The sequence below is a fragment of the Vreelandella profundi genome (genome assembly GCF_019722725.1).
In the GTDB taxonomy this organism is placed as follows: Bacteria; Pseudomonadota; Gammaproteobacteria; order Pseudomonadales; family Halomonadaceae; genus Vreelandella; species Vreelandella profundi.
In genome coordinates this window covers 1,225,436-1,244,526 of the sequence record NZ_CP077941.1, presented here as the reverse complement: position 1 = coordinate 1,244,526, position 19,091 = coordinate 1,225,436, and the positions used below count along the sequence as shown (strand labels likewise).

The window sequence follows — 19,091 nt, the reverse complement described above, 5'->3', positions numbered from 1 at the left end:
AGCCCTACTCCTTTAGAAATAGCCTTCGCGCTTTTTCTTCTCCATCGAACCGACTTGGTCGCGGTCAATGGCACGGCCACTTCGCTCACTTGTTCGGGTCAGCAGCATCTCTTGGATAATTTCCGGAAGCGTCGCGGCCGTTGATTCCACCGCACCAGTCAGCGGGTAACAGCCAAGCGTTCTAAACCGTACCGACTTTTCTTCAGGCACTTCACCAGTCGCCAGCGGCAGGCGATCGTCATCGACCATCACCTGCATACCGTCGCGCTCAACGATGGGGCGCTTGGCCGAGTAGTACAGCGGTACAATAGGAATCGACTCTAGATAGATGTACTGCCAGATATCCAGCTCGGTCCAGTTGGAAAGCGGAAACACGCGAATTGACTCGCCTTTATTGACCTTGGCGTTATACACATTCCACAGTTCAGGGCGCTGATTTTTAGGGTCCCAGCGATGGTATTTGTCGCGAAATGAGTAAACGCGCTCTTTGGCCCGCGACGCCTCTTCATCACGGCGCGCGCCGCCAAAAGCGGCATCAAATCCATGCTTGTCCAGCGCCTGCTTGAGCGCCTGGGTTTTCATAATGTCGGTATATTTAGCGCTGCCGTGATCAAAAGGATTGATATTGGCGGCTCGCCCTTCTTCATTGGTATGCACGATCAGCTCCATACCCGCTTCCGCCGCCATGCGGTTACGAAACTCGATCATCTCGCGGAATTTCCACGTCGTATCAACGTGCAACAGCGGGAATGGCGGCGTACCGGGATAAAAGGCCTTACGCGCTAGGTGCAGCATGACCGAAGAGTCTTTACCGATCGAGTACATCATGACCGGGTTAGAAAACTCAGCCGCAACTTCACGGATGATATGGATAGACTCAGCTTCTAACTGTTTAAGGTGGGTCAAGCGCGCGGCGTCAGGTGTAACAGACACTTCGCGCAGTGGCGATGAAGAGACCGTTTTTAAAGACGGTATCTCTGAGGACAGTGTAGAAAATTGGGTCATGTGCCCATACCTCGCAAGAACTAGCTCATCGTACAAGCTATTAAATACAGTGTACGTTCTTAAAATGTACGTTCGAATGCAGGTAGGGTAACGCTGGGCTTATAATAACCCAAAAGAATTAATAACTATCTTTTTATATCTTTATCGACTATCGAGATATTCATAGCCGTAAAATAGCTATACCGCGACGCGCTCGACCCAGGTTTGCCACTCGCGTCCTTCTAGGTCGATCACCCGATAGCCGGGCCGTGACGCTTCATCAATAGCAAAATGCTCAGCACCGGGTAAAAACTGGTCGGCCGTTGCCGGGCAGCCGTAGACGCCGATCTCATGGTGGCTTACTTCATGGCTGGTTATTTCATGACGCTGGGCATAGGCTTGGTGCACGTGACCAAACAGGATGACCTTAACCTGAGGATACGTGCTCAGCAGCTGCCAAAACGCCTCTCTATCTTGCAGACCAATGGCGTCCATCCATGCGGCGCCAACGTCCACTGGCGGGTGGTGCATCACAATCAGCGTCGGCCGATCATCTGCTTTTAGCTGCTCGTCTAATGCCGCTAATCGCTCGCTGCCCAGCTCCCCAAAAGGCTTGCCCTCCACGCGCGTATTAAGCAGCAGCAAACGCCATGCACCACACGCTACGTCATTCATCAGCGGGCGCTCGGCGGTCATTAGCGCCAGCTGATCATGATTGCCTGGCAGCCAATACCAGGGGCACGGCAGTGTGTCCATGGCCTGAACCGCTAAGGCATAAGATTCAGCGGACTCGTCTTGGCTGATATCGCCACTGAATAGCACGATATCAGGCTGCTCGTCCGCCACCGCGCTTAACACCTGCTGAAATTGCCGCCAGGGCACGCCCGCCCGAGAACGCGCATTGATATCAGCGTAAAGGTGGGCATCGGTAACTTGCACCAGGCGCATTAGGGAATCTCCGGCACGTCAACGCTGTGGCCGTGGGCAAGACCATGAGCCAGCCATTCACCTAAAAAGCGGTTCAGTTGAAGCTTTTCATCCGGTTGATGCATGCGGGCATTGGGATACCGATAGCGGCCGTTGAAATGGCGCTCACGTTGAAAGTCGGTCACTTCCGCCATGCGCACATCGTGATAGAGATGCACGCGCATACGCGGGCTTTCCATGACGGTATCTAGCGGCCCGCTTTGAAACACATCCACCATCGTGGTGTAAGGCGCCTGCTCGTGAATATAAAGATGCAAGTCACCAAAATGCTGTTTATCTCCCCGCAGGGCGATATCACGACGCTGGCCGGCCTCCATATCGCCGACCAGGCGCACCAGACGTAAGTAGTTGGCGCTGCACTCCCCCTGGAGCGATTTTAAATCGGTGACATAGGCCGTTCTCGCCATGTTCACTCCTCGTTTTTTACTTTTGCATGTATTTTACGTTAGATCGACGCCCGCTGAGAGGCGGCGCGCAGTGACGCTCGTTGGCTGTTTAACCAATGTAGCCCAATCAAACACATGGCGTTGTCGAGTCTTCCCAGGCCCAATAGTTCCCAAGCATTAGCAAACGGCACCACGTGGACACGAATATCTTCATGCTCTTCATCTAACCCGTGGATACCGCCTAATCCTTGGGTATCTACCAAACCACAAAACAAAGTCACTTGCTCGTTGCAGGCACCGGGGCTTGGGTAATAAGTGTGCAGCTTGGTGAGCTCCGTTACTTTACAGCCGGCTTCTTCCCACGCCTCTCGGCGGGCAACGTCTTCCAGCGACTCGCCTTTTTCCACTAAGCCGGCCACAAACTCTAGCTTCCAGGGCGATAAAGCATCATCAACGGCGCCCGCACGAAACTGCTCGATTAACACCAGTGAATCACGCTCTGGATCGTAAAGCAGTACCCCTACCGCATCAAAGCGGCTGTGCACTTCTCTGCGCATAGGCTCGCTCCAACCGCCTTCAAAGAGGCGGTGACGGAGCTCTAACCCATCGAGACGAAAAAACCCCTGGTGCAGCGTTTCACGCTTGAACAGCTCAACGTCGTCGCCATTTAGCAACGCAACGCTAAGCGTGGTGTTCTTAAAAGGAGCGGCTGGCTGTACAGAGCCTGGAGAAGATACGTTCTTGGAGCGGGTCGCCATGAGGCACTCCCAGTGATGATAATGACGCTATTATCAATGCTTGCCACTGGGAATGCCAATTCAGACGCTAGGTTAAAGCTCGCTTAGCATTGCCTGTGCATCACGTCGCAAGGCTTCATCAGACGCCTGTCGACTATCGCGGGCCGCACCTTCTACCGCGCGCTGCGCATGTTCCCGGGCGGCCTGCTCATTGCCCTCTTCTTTTAGAAAAGCTGCGTAATAATAATTAACGTCAATGCCGTCGGGGCGAATCTCTAAAGCACGTTGGAACATCCGCTCGGCGGTATCGCTATTACCAAACCCGATGGGGCGCCCCGGTGCACGGTCGTATAAAGCACCTAGGGTGACATAAGCCGAGCCGTTGCTACCCTGGGGATCAATTTCAATTGCCTGCTCAAGCACATCACGAGCATCACCCGCGGTGCCCAGCGCCCCTAAACCGCCCCGTTCACGGGCATAAGACGCCAATATAATGCCCTGCCAGACCAGCACGTCGGCGTTATCGCGATGTTGCTCAGCCAACTGCCCTGCTTCTACCGCCAGCGCCTTCAGGGTGCTTTCCCGCTCATTCACCGGCATGTCGGTGACGGTATGTTCCCAGCGATTCTTGAGCGAGAACAGCTCGCCTTCAGAGGCCGTGGCGGCAAGTGGTGACAGCGTAAGCGCGCTGCCAATGAGGATCGCCATTAACGAGCGCGCTAACGGTAGACGTGAAAAAGACAGAGTTCGCATACATGCTCCTAAATTATTGTTGTCCCGTGGAGACCTAACAACGGCGGGCCTCTCCAACAATGTAACGAACGTTTGAATGATTCGCCAGTCGCATGTTGCTTGGTATGCTTCCCGCAATTAACGTAAGGTAGATAGCTCGATACATAATAGGGAACCGGTAATGAAAGGCCGCAACATGACCCGCTGGCGCGATCCAGCAAAAGATCCGCGTCAAGCCCCTAAGAGCAACCTGATTACCAGCGAGGGCGCTTCACGCTTACGCGCTATTTTAGATCACCTGTCACGCGTTAAACGCCCGGAAATTTCGGCCAAAGTCGGCGAAGCCGCAGCCCAGGGCGATCGCAGTGAAAACGCTGATTACACCTATAATAAGAAAGAGCTAAATCGCGTGATTGCGCGAATTAGCTACCTGACGACGCGTTTGGATGAGCTGCAAATTGTTGACCGTCTTCCCGCCGACACCAGCAAAGTGTTTTTTGGTGCCTACGTGAGCCTGGAAGATGAAAACGGCGAGCAGGTTCATCTTAGAATTGTTGGCCACGATGAGATCGATACCAAAAAGCGCTGGATCAGTATCGATGCCCCCATGGCCAAAGCGCTGCTAGGTAAACAGGTCGGTGAAGAAGCAAAAGTGCTTACGCCTAACGGCTATACGTTTTATACCATCACCGTCATCGATTACACCGGCTCATAGCGACGCTGTAAGGCTCAATCCTTTAGCGAGTAGTCGACCGTAGTCACCACGCGCACGCGCTTGGTTTGCGGCGTGTAGCTATCTAGATCTTCAATCGAAAAGTAGCCTTGGGTCGCTTGGCGTATCTGGCCCACTTGGCTACCCGAATCTTCAGCAAACTGCTGTGCAGCGTTACGCGCATCCGCCGTTGCGGCCGCAATCATTTCAGGCTTAATGGCATCAAGGCCCGTAAACAGAAATTCCGTGCGGTATTCGTAGCTAGGTGAAAGCAGTACGCCCTCTCGCACTAACGAGGTCGCATTGGGAATCGCTTCAATCACCCCTTCCACGTCAGGTGAGCGCAATAGCAGCGTTGCCTCGGCACGGTAGCGCTCATCGGGGCGTTGGCCGCCACCGTACTGGTTGCTGTACTGATCAGTAATGCGTGGCGGTGTCGAGCTCACATGCTCGGGAGCGAAGCCTTGAGCTTGGAGGAAATCGCGAATTGCTCCCTCGCCGTTGCTTAGCTGCTGCTCTAGATCACTTAAACTATTGGCGCTCACCGTGTAGTTAAACGGCCACAATACCAAGTCGGCCTCGACGTCTCGCTCGGCCAACCCTCGCACGGTGACGCTACGCGACGACTGCTGCCATACCTCAGCCGCCCCTTTGATGTAGCTGCCGCTCCACACGAGCCCCAATGCGAGCAGGCCGCCTAGCAAAACGGCACTGCCCAGCACCGCAGTATTTCGAACGTTTCCTGTCATAACGGCCACCTCGACTAACGCCTGTCAAATCGCCCAATGCTTGTGACACATCATAGACCCGAATGGCTGCCTCGTCGGTGGCTGAATGTGGCAATTTCAAGGATAAAGGCGCAGAAGAATCTTCTGCGCCTTTATCTATTTAGACAAGCAAAGGGATATAAACAGAACGGTTAGAAAACTAACGCGGGCAGGGCAAGAGAGATCGCCGGCACAAAGGTGGTCAGTAGCAGTATGCCTACCATCACCATCCAGAATGGCATGACCGCACGTATAAAGTCCGCAACCTTGACGCCTGTGATGCTGCAGGTAGTGAACATGACGGTGCCCAAGGGCGGCGTTATGGTTCCAATCGTGGCATTAATGATAAAAATGATACCAAAGTGAACCGGATCGATGCCGAACTGAGCAGCCACAGGGGCTAATAACGGAGACAGCACAATCAATATCGCATTGCCCTCCAGAAACATTCCCAGCACCAGCAGCAGCAAGTTGGCCAACAGCAGGAAGACAATGGCACTACCCACCTCTGAAGACAGCAGCATAGCGATTTCCTGAGGGATCTGCTCCCAGGTAAGAAAACGCGCAAAGCCCGAAGCGACAGCGATGATAAAGAGCACATTGACCGACGCCAACAGTGATTCATTGGTGGCCAGCGCAATGCTCTTGACCGACATCTGCTTGTAAACGAAGACCCCTACAATCAGCGCGTAGAGCACCGCAATAGCGCCGGCTTCGGTTGGCGTGAAGACACCAATACGAATGCCCCCGATCACAACCAGCGGCAGCATTAAGGCGATGATGCCAGCCCGCGTGACGCTAACCCACTCATGGCGACTCACTTTGCTGCGCTCAGGCGGCTGATAGTTATTCCGACGGCATAAATAAGACACCAACACCATCAAGCTGATGGCCATCAACACGCCGGGCACCACCCCCGCCAGAAATAGCCGCCCAATCGATACGTTATTGACGTAGCCATAGACGATCAATGCAATACCGGGAGGGATAGTAGAGGTAATTAACGACGAAGCTGCCGTTACCGCACTGGAAAAAGGCTTGGGATAGCCTTTAGCGGTCATGCTAGGCACCAGCAGTTTTGAGTTCATCGCGGCATCGGCAATGTTAGAGCCAGACAGCCCGCCCATAAAGGTGCTTAACAGAACGTTGGCCTGCGCCAAACCACCGTGCATACGCCGTGTAAGCAGCTCTGCTAGTTTGAGCAGCCGGTCCGTAATGCCGGAATAGTTCATGAACACGCCGGCCATAATGAAAAACGGTATCGCTAATAACGATACGGATTCCAAGCCCCCAGCCAGGCGTTGAATCAGCAGCATCGTCGGCTGATCGGCCCCGACAATGAAGTAAAGAAACGTAGAAAAAAACAGCGCGAAGGCGACGGGCGTCCCTACAAGAAACAGCAAAAACAGTGCGCCAATAGCAATACTCACAGCCATGTGGTTGAGCTCCTATGGTGTATGTCGCTGAATCAGCCGGACCACACAGTGATAAATCATCACCACCGCACTGACAGGGATGGCTACGTGAATCCAGTAATAGGGAATTTGCAGCATCGGGGTGCTGCGAAACGCTGAGAAACTGAGCAGCTGAGTTCCCCAATACAGCATGACCAGCGCACTGATCAAAATGATGCCAACGCTGAACACCTGCTCATTCCAATGTGCTAAGCGAGGTGGAAGCTTGTCAGTAACGAAGCTGATAAACACATGCTCACGGCGCCTAACCAGCGCACTGGCGCCTAAAAAGGTGGCCCATACCAGCAGCAATTGGAGTATCTCTTCTGTCCAAGCCAGCGGCGAACCAAACAGATAGCGCATAAATATGTTGCTAATAGCCACCAGGAAAAGAGCAAAAACAGCGGCGGTGGCGATAACCTCATCAAGGCGCATGACCCGATCCAGCCACGTAAAAATACGCTTCATACCAGCCTCCTTGATTAGGCTCTCCGGCACGCCGGAGAGCCATAAAATCACACGCTAATCAGCCGTTGATAATCTTATAGACGTTGTCATAGAGACCATCTGTCCACTGCGGAAAAGCGGAGGGAATTTGCTCGGCTGCCCGCTCACGGAAAGGAGCGGTATCTACTTCGTGAATTTCCACGCCTTCGCTACGCAGCTTCTCCAGCGCCTGTTCACTATCCTCAGCGACAAGCTCAGCCAGGTATTCAGCCATTTGCTGGCCTGTATCGGTCAAAATTTGCTGCTGCTCTTCATCAAGCTGTTCCCAGAAGGCCTGGCCGGTAACGAAAGGCGCAACGGTGTGCATATGCGCCGTTAAACTCAAGTGCTTGACCACTTCATAAAATTTTCCGCCGTAAAGTACGGCAGCCGGGTTTTCGACACCGTCGACCATTCCCTGAGCCAAGGCGGGATAGACATCACCCAGCGACATAGGCGTCGGCGTTGCGCCCATGGCGCGAATCGCTTCAACATACATCTGCGAGTTCTGCACGCGCACGCCAACACCGTCGAGGTCTTCCGGCGTATTGACCGGATCACGCGTGAGCAAATGGCGAACGCCATACACCGCGTTAGGGATGACAATGTGGTAGCCAGACGACTGTAGGAGGGTCATTTGCTCAGCAAACCACTCGGAGTCAAAAACCTTGAGCTTAGAGTCGAAGTCTTCGCTTAAATACGGCGCATCTAAAACGGCCAGATCAGGCACTGAGTCAAGAAAATTACTGTAGGCGGTAATCGAAATAATGGCTGAGCCAAACCGCGCCTGCTCCATTACGTCGGTTTCCGAGCCTAGCTGGCTTGCGGGGAACGCCTTCAGTTCCAGCTCGCCGTTACTAGCCTCGTTCACCCATTCGGCCCACTGGTTGACAGCAACGTCCACCGGCTCGCCGGGCTGGTTGCCATAAGCCACGCGAATCACCGTGCTGGCATTCGCGGTGCTAACAATGCCAATACTGGTTGCGGTCGCAAGCGTCATAGCAAGAGTGAGTTTATTAAGGCGCATGTAGTACTCCACTTTTTTTGTTTAACTGCAGTGATAGTGACGGCCAAACACATGGTAAGCCGCGGTTTCCAATGCTTATCGCTCAAGCGCCTTTTCAAGCCGAGGCGTTAGAATGCTATGTTGTTTAGCCATGCTCACCACGGGTTTCAAACGACGTTCCAGCTTGTCGTGGTGATAGTTCGCGATATCTTCTAAGCGGTGATCCAGATAGGGATTATCGAATCGCTCCAGCGTGCTCTGCCAGTAGCTTGCTAAATCCATATCGGGCAGCTCACGGGATAATGTGGGCAGCACCTCCTCTGCTATCACCTCATTAAGTGCCGTACGCAGCCGCGGCTCCTGCATGGCTTCTCTTACGTAGGTTATTGATTCACTCAACCCCAGATAGCGCCACTGATCTATCAGGTAGCTGTGCGCCAGATTGAGAATATGCAGTTTGCGTAATTCATAAGGCTGCAGTGAGCTCACCACTTGCACGGCAGAATGTTCAAACGGCATGACCAGGCCTGGCGTTTGTTGCACGGCCCAAAGCGCGTAGGGTTCGGCAACGGCGCCGACGGGTTCAAGCGGCGCCGAAACGATGCGATCCACCAGCGTATTAACCCAGCAGCACTGGGACACCAGCCATGCGTCAAAGTCGGCATCTTGATAGTCCATTCGCGCCAAGGTAGCGACAAGCTCTTTTAGCACGTCACCGTTGCAGCTAATCAACTCGCAGGGGAGGAGCGTCAGCCCCGGCCGCCCTGCCTTGAAACGCGCATAAAGCAGCTTGGTAAGTTTGCCTGGGAAACTGGAAGGTACATCCGCCAAGCTGAAATCATTGGCTACTTGATAGCCGCTATCGCCCGTATTGGACACCACCCAGCGGGCCGTTTCGATAAAGTGGCGCTCTAATGATGCCCACTCTTGTGCAGCCACCATACAGCCGGCGACACTGCCAACGGCATACTGCTCATCAACAGGTAACCCATCGCGCAAGCCTTTAACATGTAAAGGGTAGCTAGCCTGCTGCGCCAGAGCCGAAGCTTTGGCTTTGCCTTCCGGACGAGAAGAAGTCTGCACTACCAGCACCGCTTCCTGGCTAACGCCTTGGGCTATGGCTTCGCCAGCAAAGGCGGCCACGTGGCCCAGCAGAAAACGGCTGGTACCAAACTGAACGATGCTTGCTTGATGCAGTGGGAGGCTCACAGCGAGACGCCCCGCTTCCAGGGGATAAAGTCCAGCTGTGAAAGCCGCACGGCTTTGGTGACATAGCGCCCCGATGCGGTGTCGATACACATCGTCAGCAGTTCATCAGCCAGTGTTGCGATATCAGCTTCACCGCGAATAATAGGGCCGGCATCAAAGTCGATCACGTCGCTCATACGGCTGGCGAGTTCGCTGTTGCTGGCAATTTTAATCACTGGCGCCACGGGGTTCCCGGTCGGCGTACCCAATCCGGTCGTAAACAGCACAAGGTTAGCGCCGGAACCCACTAAGCCTGTCGTCGACTCCACGTCATTGCCTGGGGTGCACAGTAGATTAAGCCCCTTACGCGTCATGGGCTCGGTGTAATCAAGTACGTCAACCACCGGGCTATCGCCGCCCTTTTTGGCAGCCCCGGCTGACTTCATCGCATCGGTGATCAAGCCATCACGCACGTTGCCCGGCGAAGGGTTCATAGAGAAATCGGCGCCGACCGCATGGGCATGGCGCTGATAGGCCGCCATCAGCGAGCTAAACCGCTCGGCAACGTTTGGATCGCTGCAGCGAGCAAGCAGCTCATGCTCGACACCGCACAGCTCAGGAAACTCACTTAAAATCCCGCTGCCACCCAGCGCAACTAAACGATCAACCACCGCGCCTACTAGCGGGTTGGCCGAAAGCCCGGAAAAACCATCCGAACCGCCACACTCAACGCCTAGCGTGAGCTCAGAAAGCGGCGCGGGCTGCCGGGTGACTTTATTGGCCTGCTTGAGGCCATCAAAAATAGCCGTTAGCGCATCGCGAATTAACACTTCTTCACTCTCAGAGCGCTGCTGCTCGAAATAGCTAACGGTCTTGTAGCACGCGGGATCTCGTTCTGCGATGGCATTTTGTAGCATGGTGATCTGCGCTTTCTGGCAGCCCAAACTCAGCACCGTTGCCCCCGCTACGTTGGGGTGGCAAATATAGCCTGCCAGCAATTGACAGAGCGCTTCGGCATCGCCGTCGGTGCCGCCACAGCCCAGCTGATGAACCAGAAAACGCACGCCATCAACGTTAGGAAACAAACGCTCTCCCGACGGTATCGCGGACGCAGCCGCACTCTCGCCATGCAATAACTGCCGCGCCATGCGCTTGTAGTCTTGAAAAGGATCGTCACCCAGGGCATCAGCAACGCACTGGCGAAGCACCTCAATATTACGGTTTTCACAAAACACCAACGGCACCACGAGCCACACGTTGGCCGTTCCAACTCGGCCATCGGGGCGGTGATAGCCGTCAAACGTGGTCTTCTCAAACGCGGCGACCGCGGGCGGCTGCCACGCAGTTTGTTGGCTATTGGCAGACAAATCATCCGTCGAATGCACTAGGTTTTCGGTGGTAAGCGCGCCGCCTGCGGCAATCGGCTGAGTCACTTTACCCACCGTAACGCCGTACATGACGACCAAATCACCAACCGCCATGTCACCGAGCACAAACTTATGCTTATGGCGCACGGGGCCAGGGAGAGTAATCTGTGTGTCATGATCTTCAACCACCGTGCCTGCGGGCAGGTCGGTGAGTGCCACTCTGACATTATCCAGCGCGTGAACGCGCAGAGTGAGATGCGGCGTTTGCGTCGCAATCAGGTCACTCATGAGTGCGCCTCGTCAGTATCGATGGTGATCATGGCTTTAATGACGTGATTGGCAGGGTCGCACCACTGCGGCATTTTGGCGGGCACATCCGTGAGCGGCGCACGATGCGTAATCATCGCATCGGCATTGATAGCGCCACTTTCCATGAGCGACACGACACAGGCAAAGTCTTCAGGCGTCGCATTGCGGCTGCCCATCAGCGTGAGTTCTTTCTTATGGAAATCAGGATCGTTAAATGAAATATCGGCTTTGACGATACTGACCAGCACATAACGACCGCCGTGGCCGGCAAGATCGAAACCGGCCTCCATTGCGCGAGGATTGCCGGTTGCATCGAAAACAACCTCTGCCAGCGCCCCGCCGTTCAATTGGCTGATGCGTTCAGCAACATCGTCTTCCAGCGGGTTCGCAACGGCATCAGCACCCAGCACATCGCGGCAAAAAGCTAATCGTGAAGCATTAGTGTCTACCATCAGCGTACGCGCGCCACGGCTTTTAGCCACCTGCAGCACGCCCATTCCAATAGGGCCGGCTCCAACCACCACGGCCAGTTCATCCGCCTGCAGCTGACTACGTCGTACCGCATGCGCACCAATAGCCATACATTCCACGAGCGCAAGCTGATCAAGGCTCAACGTTTTTGAGACTACAAGGTGGCTGGTTGGAACGGCTAAGTACTCGGCCATTCCGCCGTCTCGATGCACGCCAATGACCTGCATGTGCTGGCAGCAGTTGGTTTTTCCCTGCAGGCAAGCGCGGCATTCACCGCAATGTAGATAAGGAATCACGTAAACATTCTGACCGACCAAATGCTGCGATTGCTCGTCCGCAGTCTCGACCACTTCCCCGGCAAGCTCGTGGCCCAACACCCGAGGATATTCAAAGTAGGGCTGGTTGCCACCATAGGCGTGAATATCCGTACCGCAGATACCAATACGACGAATACGCACAACCGCGTGGCCAGTGATACACGCTGGGCGGCTGGCCTGGCTTAGCTCGAGGTGATGCGGTTTTGAACAGACGAGAACTTGCATTAGTGCATTCCTTTTCGCGTAGCACTGGTCACCAAGCACAGACCGTGTGCCACACAGCCTGATAAGAACGTTAAATGAACAGGTACATTGATCCAGTGGTCTGACCTTTGGCGGCGTAAAATTTCACCAGCATGTGGTCTGACAAACTCATTGACTAAAGCGTCAGCGGCAAAGTAAGCCGCTGACGCCGACGTTAGATCTAACTGATGCTCTTTATCCTAGGCTTGAACGACGCGCTGTTGCTGCTCACCCAGACCGTCGATGCCTAAGCGCATTTGCTGCCCATCACGAAGATAAACTGCTGGCTGCTGGCCCATGCCCACGCCAGGCGGTGTTCCGGTTGAAATAACGTCACCCGGCTGCAGGCTCATGAACTGGCTCAGGTAGCTAATCAGAAAAGGCACCTGATACACCATTGTGCGGGTGTTGCCGTTTTGATAGCGGTGGCCATCCACCTCAAGCCACATATTCAGCTGATGAGGGTCAGCAACGTCATCGCGTGATACGAGCCAAGGGCCCAAGGGGCCAAACGTATCGCAGCCTTTACCTTTATCCCAGGTGCCGCTTCGCTCCAGCTGATATTCGCGCTCAGAGACATCGTTAACTACACAAAAACCCGCCACATGAGACATGGCATCGGCTTCATCAATGTAGCGCCCGCCCTTGCCCACAATAACGCCAAGCTCTACTTCCCAATCGGTCTTCTTGGAGCCGCGGGGAATTTCCACGTTGTCGTTAGGCCCACACACCGCGCTGGTCCATTTGTTAAAAATGACCGGCTCTGGCGGCACTTCAGAACCCGTTTCCGCAGCGTGATCGGAATAGTTAAGGCCAATGCAAATAAACTTACCAATGCGGCCTACGCAGGGTCCTAGACGAGTATCCGCCGCGACTTCTGGCAATGATGAAAGATCCAGATCGCGAAGCGCCTGCAGCCCTTCATCGCTGAGCACATCGCCGGCAATATCATCAACGATGGCGGAAAGGTCACGCACAGCGCCCTGGCTGTCGATAATGCCCGGCTTCTCTTGGCCCGGCTGTCCAAAACGTACGAGTTTCATATTGTTATGACTCCTATAATGATCAGTTGGCCCAGCCACCATCAATTAACTGAGTGGTGCCCGTAATGAACTGCGACTCATCGCAGGCCAAAAATGTCGCTAGCGCCGCCACTTCTTCAACGCGCCCTAGTCTACCCATCGGCTGCCGCGCCTTGAACGCCTCAAGCACCTCGGCATCGCTGCGCCCTTCTTGGCGGGCCTGCTCAGCGATACGCTGCTTCAACGAAGGTGACTCAACGGTGCCAGGACAAATCGCGTTACAGCGAATGCCTTGGGTCATAAAGTCGGCTGCTACCGACTTGGTTAGTCCAATGACCGCCGCCTTGGACGTACCGTAGGCACAGCGATTGGGCACACCTTTAATGCTAGACGCCAGTGACGCCATATTGATAATGCTGCCGCCACCGTTTTTTAACATACCGGGCAAGAAAGCCTGCAGAGTATGAAACATCGAGGTGACGTTCAGGTCCATGGAGCGCTGCCACGAGGCTTCGTCGCACTCCAAAATGCTGCCTCCGGGAACCATGCCTGCGCAGTTAAACAGGATGTCCAAGGCTGGCAGCGAGCTAGCCAACTCATGGATCGCCTGGCTGTCCGTTACGTCCAGGCGATACGCTTCAACGCCCGGCATATTTTCTAGGCTGCTAATATCAATATCGGTAGCGAATACGCGCGCGCCTTCGGCAACAAAGCGCTCGACGCTGGCACGCCCAATGCCGTTCGCAGCGGCGGTGATCAGTGCAGTTTTATTCTTGAGTCTCATGCTATATCACACCTTTAATAGCGATGGCACGTCTCTGAAAATCGTGGGAACATACATAAGGCCAGATCATCCAGATATCCAATGGCCTGACCAATGAATCGAGTATGAGCGAGTTTCTTTCATCCTGGCAAGCCACAAAAAGCCCAAATGCCGGTTTTTAGAGATGAACTTTAGTCGCTATAAACTTTTGTCTTTATAGACTTTAGTCGCCACGCCTTGTAGCCGAAAACCATCGAAAAAATGGACAGGAAGCACCACGAATGCCGATTCAAGCTATCCGCTCACAGCGCCTTTATCGTCAGATTGCTGATCAGCTTCAGCAGCTTATCAGCGAAGGAGAATTCCCGCCGGGAACGCTACTCCCTGCTGAGCGCGAGCTTGCCCTATCGCTTGGCGTTAGTCGTGCATCCGTTAGAGAAGCCTTGATTGCGCTGGAAGTGGTAGGCCAAGTGGCCGTGCGTGTTGGCCATGGCGTGGTGGTACTTGAGTCTCGCTACACACCTATCGAACCGGTGATGCGCGCAGCTGCACGCACCGAACCCTGGGCGCTGGACCCCGAGTTCGAGAGCGAAATCGAGCTCAATTTAAATGAAGAAATCCCGCCCTTTTCTCTTCTTCAGACACGTCGCTACCTGGAGCCAGAAATTGCTGCCTTGGCAGCCCAGAATGCATCTGAAGAGGATCTGAGAGCGATGCGCTTAGCGTATAAGCGCAACGTGACCGACAACGCCAACGGCGGGCGCAACTGCGCGGGGGATCGCCTGCTGCATATCCGCATTGCCGAAGCATCGGGCAACGCGGCCTATGCGCTGTTGATCAAGCACCTGCTTGGGCATAAATACGGCCCCATGTTCCGCCGACTCCAAGACTTGTTTATGGAAACGGACATGCCGCAACGCTCTCAGGACGACCACGAACGAATCGTTGAGGCCATTGAGGCACGTGATCCCGATGCGGCCCGCCATGCGATGGAAGTACATCTGGACCACGTGCTCAACGTTTTCTTCGCAGAATGAGCCGCCGTACTTAAGCCACCGCACTAGCGCGATGGTTTGATCGCTGAATACACTTTGAAGCGACGGTTATCCGCCAGGGTTTGAAAGTCTTGGAACGCGCGCTGCAAGTGCTCTGGGTAAGGTAAAAAGCCATTGGCGACAATCACTAAACGGCCACCCGCGACGAGATGCTCTGGCGCTCCGTTGATTAAGCGCTGGCTGGGTCCATAGCTAATATCACGCTCTTTGTGAAACGGCGGATTGCTGATAATCCAGTCAAACTGCTCGCCTTCCAGCGCACTAAAAACATCACTATGCAGCACACGCCCTGCCAGCCCATTAGCGGCCAACGTGCGCTTACAGGCTTCTATTGCAAAAGCGCTGACGTCGACAGCGGTCACATGATGGCCACGCTGCGCCAGCCAAGCGCTCACAATGCCGTCGCCACAGCCCATATCGAGCACTTTAAGCGGCTTGTTTGGCAAACAGCTGTCGAGACTTTCCAGCATCAGCAGCGTGCCTTCATCCACTTTGCCATGACCAAAAACGCCGGGATGGCTCTCCAGCGTTACCCCGACGGCCTCAAAACGTTGCCAAGCGCTTTCGCTGGCCGCATTCCCATTGGCTAAGTCTAACGCCGCGCTGCGCGTGACAAAAAGCGAGCAGCGCCGCGCATTGTCTCGCTTATCGCAGGGCATCCCCAGCTCAGCCAGTATCTTAGGCACCCGCTTAATGCCCCCCTGATGCTCACCCACTATTTCAATGGGCGTGCCGGTGGGTAGCTGCTCGCACAGCCACTTAAGCCACCAGATGCCCAGCTGGTGCGCTTTGGGCCAAAACAATACGACCTCTTTGCCCAACGGCTCACCGACGGCTCTTTCAAAAGGGTTGTTCGCTTGCTTGCCTTTGGCGGCCCACTCGTTCAACACGCCCTGATTGCCACTGACCACGCCCGCTGACTGATCCACCAGCCAGCTATCCATGGGAGGGTCGATGACCCACAGCGCGGCATAATTATCCTGCTGACGTTCTAGTAACTGACACGCGGGCACTCTTGCGCTCATTCAGTGATCTCCGGTTTGCTTAATGTGTAAAGTAGATAGCGGCCTAGGCGCCAATGCGGGTCTTGGCGGCAGTACTGTTTTTCCAGTGCCAGCAGCGTTTCACGCTCAACCGGCGTCGTGGGTGGCTGGCGCAAATAATCCTGGAACACACGAATGCCGGCGACGGCCTCTATCCGCAGCCCGTTCTCAGCGCTCCACTGCTCAATATCAGCGTGGGTCACGGGTGAGATGGGCGTCAATCGCTGGCGCTTGCCTTTACCTGCTAAACGGTCGCTCAAAGCCTTTTCTAGATTGCCTTTGACCGCGTTCGAAAAACGCAGCGCGTCGCGATTGAATACCATCAAACTCAGCTGCCCGCCGGGCGCTAATAACGTGCTCAAGGTAGCCACTGCCGCCCGCGGATCGCCCAGCCACTCCAGCACCGCATGGCAGGTAATCAGCGCCCATGGCCCGGGCGCCTGATCGGCTAATGACTGCAGCGGCGCCTGCACATAAGTAACGGCCTCTTCCGGTAGCGATTTCGCGTCACGGTGCCAATGCTTAGCGTAATTCAGCATATCTTCTGAAGGTTCAGACATGGTCACCGCGTGCCCTCGCTCAGCAAACCACGCCGCTTGCTGGCCCAACCCCCCGCCCACATCCAGCACCTTCTGGCCTTTTAACGCCAGCATGGTAGGCAACAGATAGTCGAGCATGGCTAGGCGCAGCTCGCCTCGGGGCGCTTGATAGAGAGAGCGGGAAAACTTATCGGCTAAACCGTCAAAATAGCGATCGCCAGCCTGCGTTAATTCGTAGCTACTTATAAGGTTGCTCTTCGACATATCGTTGGGGTGCATACCACGGGCGTCGCTTTAGGCATAAAGGGCCCGTAGTTTACCTTCCTTAGCGGTCAAACGCTTGCTTGTAAATCGGTTGCTCCCACGCGCTAAACCTTTTATCGTGGGAACGTTCCCACTTCACAGTCGCTCGCCATGTCCACCGCCGCTCGCCGTTCCACCCTTATTGAAGTCGCGCGCTTAGCCGGCGCGTCTAAAACCAGCGTTTCGCGTTACTTCGGCGATGAGCGCGAGCGGTTATCGCCTCCGTTGCAGATACGTATTGCCGAGGCGGCGGAGCGGCTGGGCTATCAGCCCAACCAAATGGCGCGCGGTTTAAAAGGCGGCCATTCCAAGCTAATCGGTATGCTGGTGGCAGATATCCGCAATCCTTTCTCGGTCGCGATTACGCACGGCGTTGAACAAGCATGCCGCCAGCATGGCTATTCGCTGTTGATGTGCAACACCGACAATGACCCCGCGCAGGAACGCCAGCATCTGGCGCTGCTGGGCGCTTATCAGGTGGCAGGCTTGGTGGTTAATGCCGCCGGTAGCCCAGAGCGCCAGCTGCATCGGTTTATCAGCCAGGGAACACCCGTTGTCTTGCTCGACCGTGAAGTGAATCACGTCGATGCGGAGGTGGTAGGCCTAGACAACCAGCGAGCCATCGCATTGGCGCTCGATCATCTCTCTACCCAAGGCTACCAAGCCGTGCTGTATGTCAGCGAAGCGCCTGAGCGGTCGAGTAGCCGACAGCAGCGATTAACCCACTTTACTCATGACGCCACACGGCGCGAATTGACGCACGCCACGCTGCTGCTACCAGCCGATGGCGATACCGCTGCGCTTGAGACGCTTCGCCGCTTTCTCAGCGAGCACAGCACGCTGAGCTGCGCGGTTCTGTGCGCTAACGGCAACGTGACGTTAAACGTCGCACGGCTGTTTCAAAAGCTCGGGCTGCGCCTGGGCGAGGTAGGACTAATGGGCATCGACGAGCTCGACTGGTGTGCACTCGTCGCTCCCGGCATCACAACACTTGCTCAGCCCACCGATACAATCGGCAAAACTGCCGTGCATTGTTTGATGCATCGCATTACGCCTCACAAAGTGGCCATGCCTAAACAGCTCAGCTTTCCACCCAAATTGATGGCACGCGGCTCTACGCAGCGCTAATATTTTTGCAGCACAAATCAATCACTGCGATCACGAATTAATCATTGCGGTCACAAATGGTATCGTTCCCATATTGGGCTACTTACAACATTACGAGATGACTTATGCCTCCTTCATTTTCAAACCATCCGGAAATTCTCACCTTTGGCGAGGCCATGACCATGTTTGTGGCACAGTCGCCAGGCAAGCTTTCGGAAATAGAGCATTTTCAGCGCCGGATTGCCGGAGCAGACACTAACGTCGCGATTGGCCTGGCACGATTAGGGTTTCATGTTGGCTGGTTAAGCCGGGTGGGCAGCGACAGTTTTGGCGACTTTATTCGCCAAACGCTCGAACATGAAGGGCTCGACTGCCGCTTTCTGCATAACGATAGCGAGCATCCTACGGGGCTACTGTTTAAAGAGCGCGCGCTTGATGGTGCCGACCCGCGCGTTGAGTACTTTCGTCGCGGCAGTGCCGCTAGCCACCTAACCCCGCAAGACGCTAGCGATGTCGATTTCTCGGCGCTTCGCCATGTGCACGCCACCGGCATTCCCCCGGCGCTGTCTGCCAGTGCCCGCGAGCTTTCCTATCACATGCTCAAAGAGGCACGTGCGGGCGGTGCCAGCATTTCCTTTGACCCCAATTTACGCCCCAGCCTGTGGGCCAGCGAATCCGACATGCGCGAGACGCTCAATGCCCTTGCCGCCTTGTCTGACTGGGTATTGCCAGGGCTTTCAGAGGGCCAGCTACTTACCGGTCAGAAGACGCCCTACGACGTAGCAGGTTACTATCTTGATCAAGGCGCCAGCGCCGTCATAATCAAGTTGGGGCCAGAAGGCAGCTATTATCGCGGCCATTTAGACGGTCAAGAAGAGAGCTTTACAGTAGACGGTTGCCAAGTAGCCGAGGTTGTGGATACCGTAGGTGCCGGCGACGGCTTTGCAGTGGGTGTGATCAGCGCCTTGTTAGACGGCCGCTCTGCACGCCAATCGGCCATGCGCGGCAACCTGATTGGCGCTCAAGCGATTCAGGTCGTTGGCGATATGGAGGGTCTGCCTGATCGCGAGCGACTAAGCACGCTTGAAGCCGACCAGCCGACGGCTTAACTCG

General features: G+C 55.1%; 20 protein-coding genes. 4 read left to right on the top strand and 16 right to left on the bottom strand.

The window, feature by feature from the left end; all coding sequences use genetic code 11:
• Positions 1-12: 12 nt before the first annotated feature.
• From cysD to KUO20_RS05695, 5 genes are all read right to left on the bottom strand, one after another.
• Positions 13-1,005, bottom strand: a complete 993-nt coding sequence (cysD, locus tag KUO20_RS05715) for a sulfate adenylyltransferase subunit CysD (protein WP_235041924.1) — start codon at positions 1,003-1,005, stop codon at positions 13-15.
• 177 nt (positions 1,006-1,182) lie between these two features.
• Positions 1,183-1,932 (bottom strand): phosphodiesterase, encoded by a 750-nt coding sequence (locus tag KUO20_RS05710; protein ID WP_235041923.1) that lies wholly within the window; start codon positions 1,930-1,932, stop codon positions 1,183-1,185.
• Complete coding sequence (locus tag KUO20_RS05705; RefSeq protein WP_235041922.1) at positions 1,932-2,378, bottom strand: DUF1249 domain-containing protein; 447 nt, start codon at positions 2,376-2,378, stop codon at positions 1,932-1,934. Before KUO20_RS05705 ends, KUO20_RS05710 begins: the two co-directional genes overlap by 1 nt.
• A 38-nt stretch (positions 2,379-2,416) precedes the next feature.
• Positions 2,417-3,115: an NUDIX domain-containing protein gene (locus KUO20_RS05700; RefSeq protein ID WP_235041921.1), complete on the bottom strand. Its 699-nt coding sequence runs from the start codon at positions 3,113-3,115 to the stop codon at positions 2,417-2,419.
• Between the two features lie 72 nt (positions 3,116-3,187).
• Positions 3,188-3,847 carry a TRAP transporter TatT component family protein gene (locus KUO20_RS05695; RefSeq protein ID WP_235041920.1) on the bottom strand — a complete coding sequence of 220 codons (660 nt, stop codon included), beginning with the start codon at positions 3,845-3,847 and terminating at the stop codon, positions 3,188-3,190.
• Between the two features lie 160 nt (positions 3,848-4,007).
• Between KUO20_RS05695 and greB the strand changes: the two genes are divergently transcribed.
• On the top strand, positions 4,008-4,541 hold the full coding sequence (gene greB, locus KUO20_RS05690; protein ID WP_235041919.1) for a transcription elongation factor GreB: 534 nt from the start codon (positions 4,008-4,010) through the stop codon (positions 4,539-4,541).
• Positions 4,542-4,555: 14 nt separating this feature from the next.
• Here the strand turns inward: greB and KUO20_RS05685 are convergent, their stop codons facing one another.
• The 9 genes from KUO20_RS05685 to KUO20_RS05645 all read right to left on the bottom strand — a co-directional run bounded on the left by KUO20_RS05685 (position 4,556) and on the right by KUO20_RS05645 (position 13,952).
• Positions 4,556-5,287: an SIMPL domain-containing protein gene (locus KUO20_RS05685; RefSeq protein ID WP_235041918.1), complete on the bottom strand. Its 732-nt coding sequence runs from the start codon at positions 5,285-5,287 to the stop codon at positions 4,556-4,558.
• 170 nt (positions 5,288-5,457) lie between these two features.
• Complete coding sequence (locus KUO20_RS05680; RefSeq protein WP_235041917.1) at positions 5,458-6,741, bottom strand: TRAP transporter large permease; 1,284 nt, start codon at positions 6,739-6,741, stop codon at positions 5,458-5,460.
• Positions 6,742-6,753: 12 nt separating this feature from the next.
• Positions 6,754-7,227 (bottom strand): TRAP transporter small permease, encoded by a 474-nt coding sequence (locus KUO20_RS05675; protein WP_096280974.1) that lies wholly within the window; start codon positions 7,225-7,227, stop codon positions 6,754-6,756.
• 58 nt (positions 7,228-7,285) lie between these two features.
• A complete protein-coding gene (locus KUO20_RS05670) occupies positions 7,286-8,272 on the bottom strand; it encodes a C4-dicarboxylate TRAP transporter substrate-binding protein (protein WP_235041916.1) in 987 nt (328 codons plus the stop codon).
• Positions 8,273-8,347: 75 nt separating this feature from the next.
• Entirely contained in the window at positions 8,348-9,460 is a 1,113-nt protein-coding gene (locus KUO20_RS05665; RefSeq protein WP_235041915.1) for a mannitol dehydrogenase family protein, read from the bottom strand.
• Positions 9,457-11,094 carry a UxaA family hydrolase gene (locus KUO20_RS05660; RefSeq protein WP_235041914.1) on the bottom strand — a complete coding sequence of 546 codons (1,638 nt, stop codon included), beginning with the start codon at positions 11,092-11,094 and terminating at the stop codon, positions 9,457-9,459. Before KUO20_RS05660 ends, KUO20_RS05665 begins: the two co-directional genes overlap by 4 nt.
• Positions 11,091-12,128 carry a zinc-binding alcohol dehydrogenase family protein gene (locus KUO20_RS05655; protein WP_235041913.1) on the bottom strand — a complete coding sequence of 346 codons (1,038 nt, stop codon included), beginning with the start codon at positions 12,126-12,128 and terminating at the stop codon, positions 11,091-11,093. The genes KUO20_RS05660 and KUO20_RS05655 overlap by 4 nt, the downstream gene beginning before the upstream one ends.
• A gap of 218 nt (positions 12,129-12,346) precedes the next feature.
• Positions 12,347-13,189: a fumarylacetoacetate hydrolase family protein gene (locus tag KUO20_RS05650; protein WP_235041912.1), complete on the bottom strand. Its 843-nt coding sequence runs from the start codon at positions 13,187-13,189 to the stop codon at positions 12,347-12,349.
• Positions 13,190-13,211: 22 nt separating this feature from the next.
• Positions 13,212-13,952, bottom strand: a complete 741-nt coding sequence (locus KUO20_RS05645; RefSeq protein ID WP_235041911.1) for an SDR family oxidoreductase — start codon at positions 13,950-13,952, stop codon at positions 13,212-13,214.
• A 260-nt stretch (positions 13,953-14,212) separates the two neighbouring features.
• Here KUO20_RS05645 and KUO20_RS05640 point away from each other — a divergent pair, with 260 nt between their 5' ends.
• On the top strand, positions 14,213-14,968 hold the full coding sequence (locus tag KUO20_RS05640) for a FadR/GntR family transcriptional regulator (protein ID WP_235041910.1): 756 nt from the start codon (positions 14,213-14,215) through the stop codon (positions 14,966-14,968).
• 23 nt (positions 14,969-14,991) lie between these two features.
• Here the strand turns inward: KUO20_RS05640 and KUO20_RS05635 are convergent, their stop codons facing one another.
• Together KUO20_RS05635 and KUO20_RS05630 are read right to left on the bottom strand one after the other, a co-directional pair.
• Positions 14,992-16,011 carry a methyltransferase gene (locus KUO20_RS05635; RefSeq protein ID WP_235041909.1) on the bottom strand — a complete coding sequence of 340 codons (1,020 nt, stop codon included), beginning with the start codon at positions 16,009-16,011 and terminating at the stop codon, positions 14,992-14,994.
• Positions 16,008-16,847, bottom strand: a complete 840-nt coding sequence (locus KUO20_RS05630; protein WP_235041908.1) for a methyltransferase domain-containing protein — start codon at positions 16,845-16,847, stop codon at positions 16,008-16,010. Before KUO20_RS05630 ends, KUO20_RS05635 begins: the two co-directional genes overlap by 4 nt.
• A 135-nt stretch (positions 16,848-16,982) precedes the next feature.
• Here KUO20_RS05630 and KUO20_RS05625 point away from each other — a divergent pair, with 135 nt between their 5' ends.
• A complete protein-coding gene (locus KUO20_RS05625) occupies positions 16,983-17,999 on the top strand; it encodes a LacI family DNA-binding transcriptional regulator (RefSeq protein WP_235041907.1) in 1,017 nt (338 codons plus the stop codon).
• A 104-nt stretch (positions 18,000-18,103) separates the two neighbouring features.
• Positions 18,104-19,087: a sugar kinase gene (locus KUO20_RS05620; protein WP_235041906.1), complete on the top strand. Its 984-nt coding sequence runs from the start codon at positions 18,104-18,106 to the stop codon at positions 19,085-19,087.
• Positions 19,088-19,091: the final 4 nt, after the last annotated feature.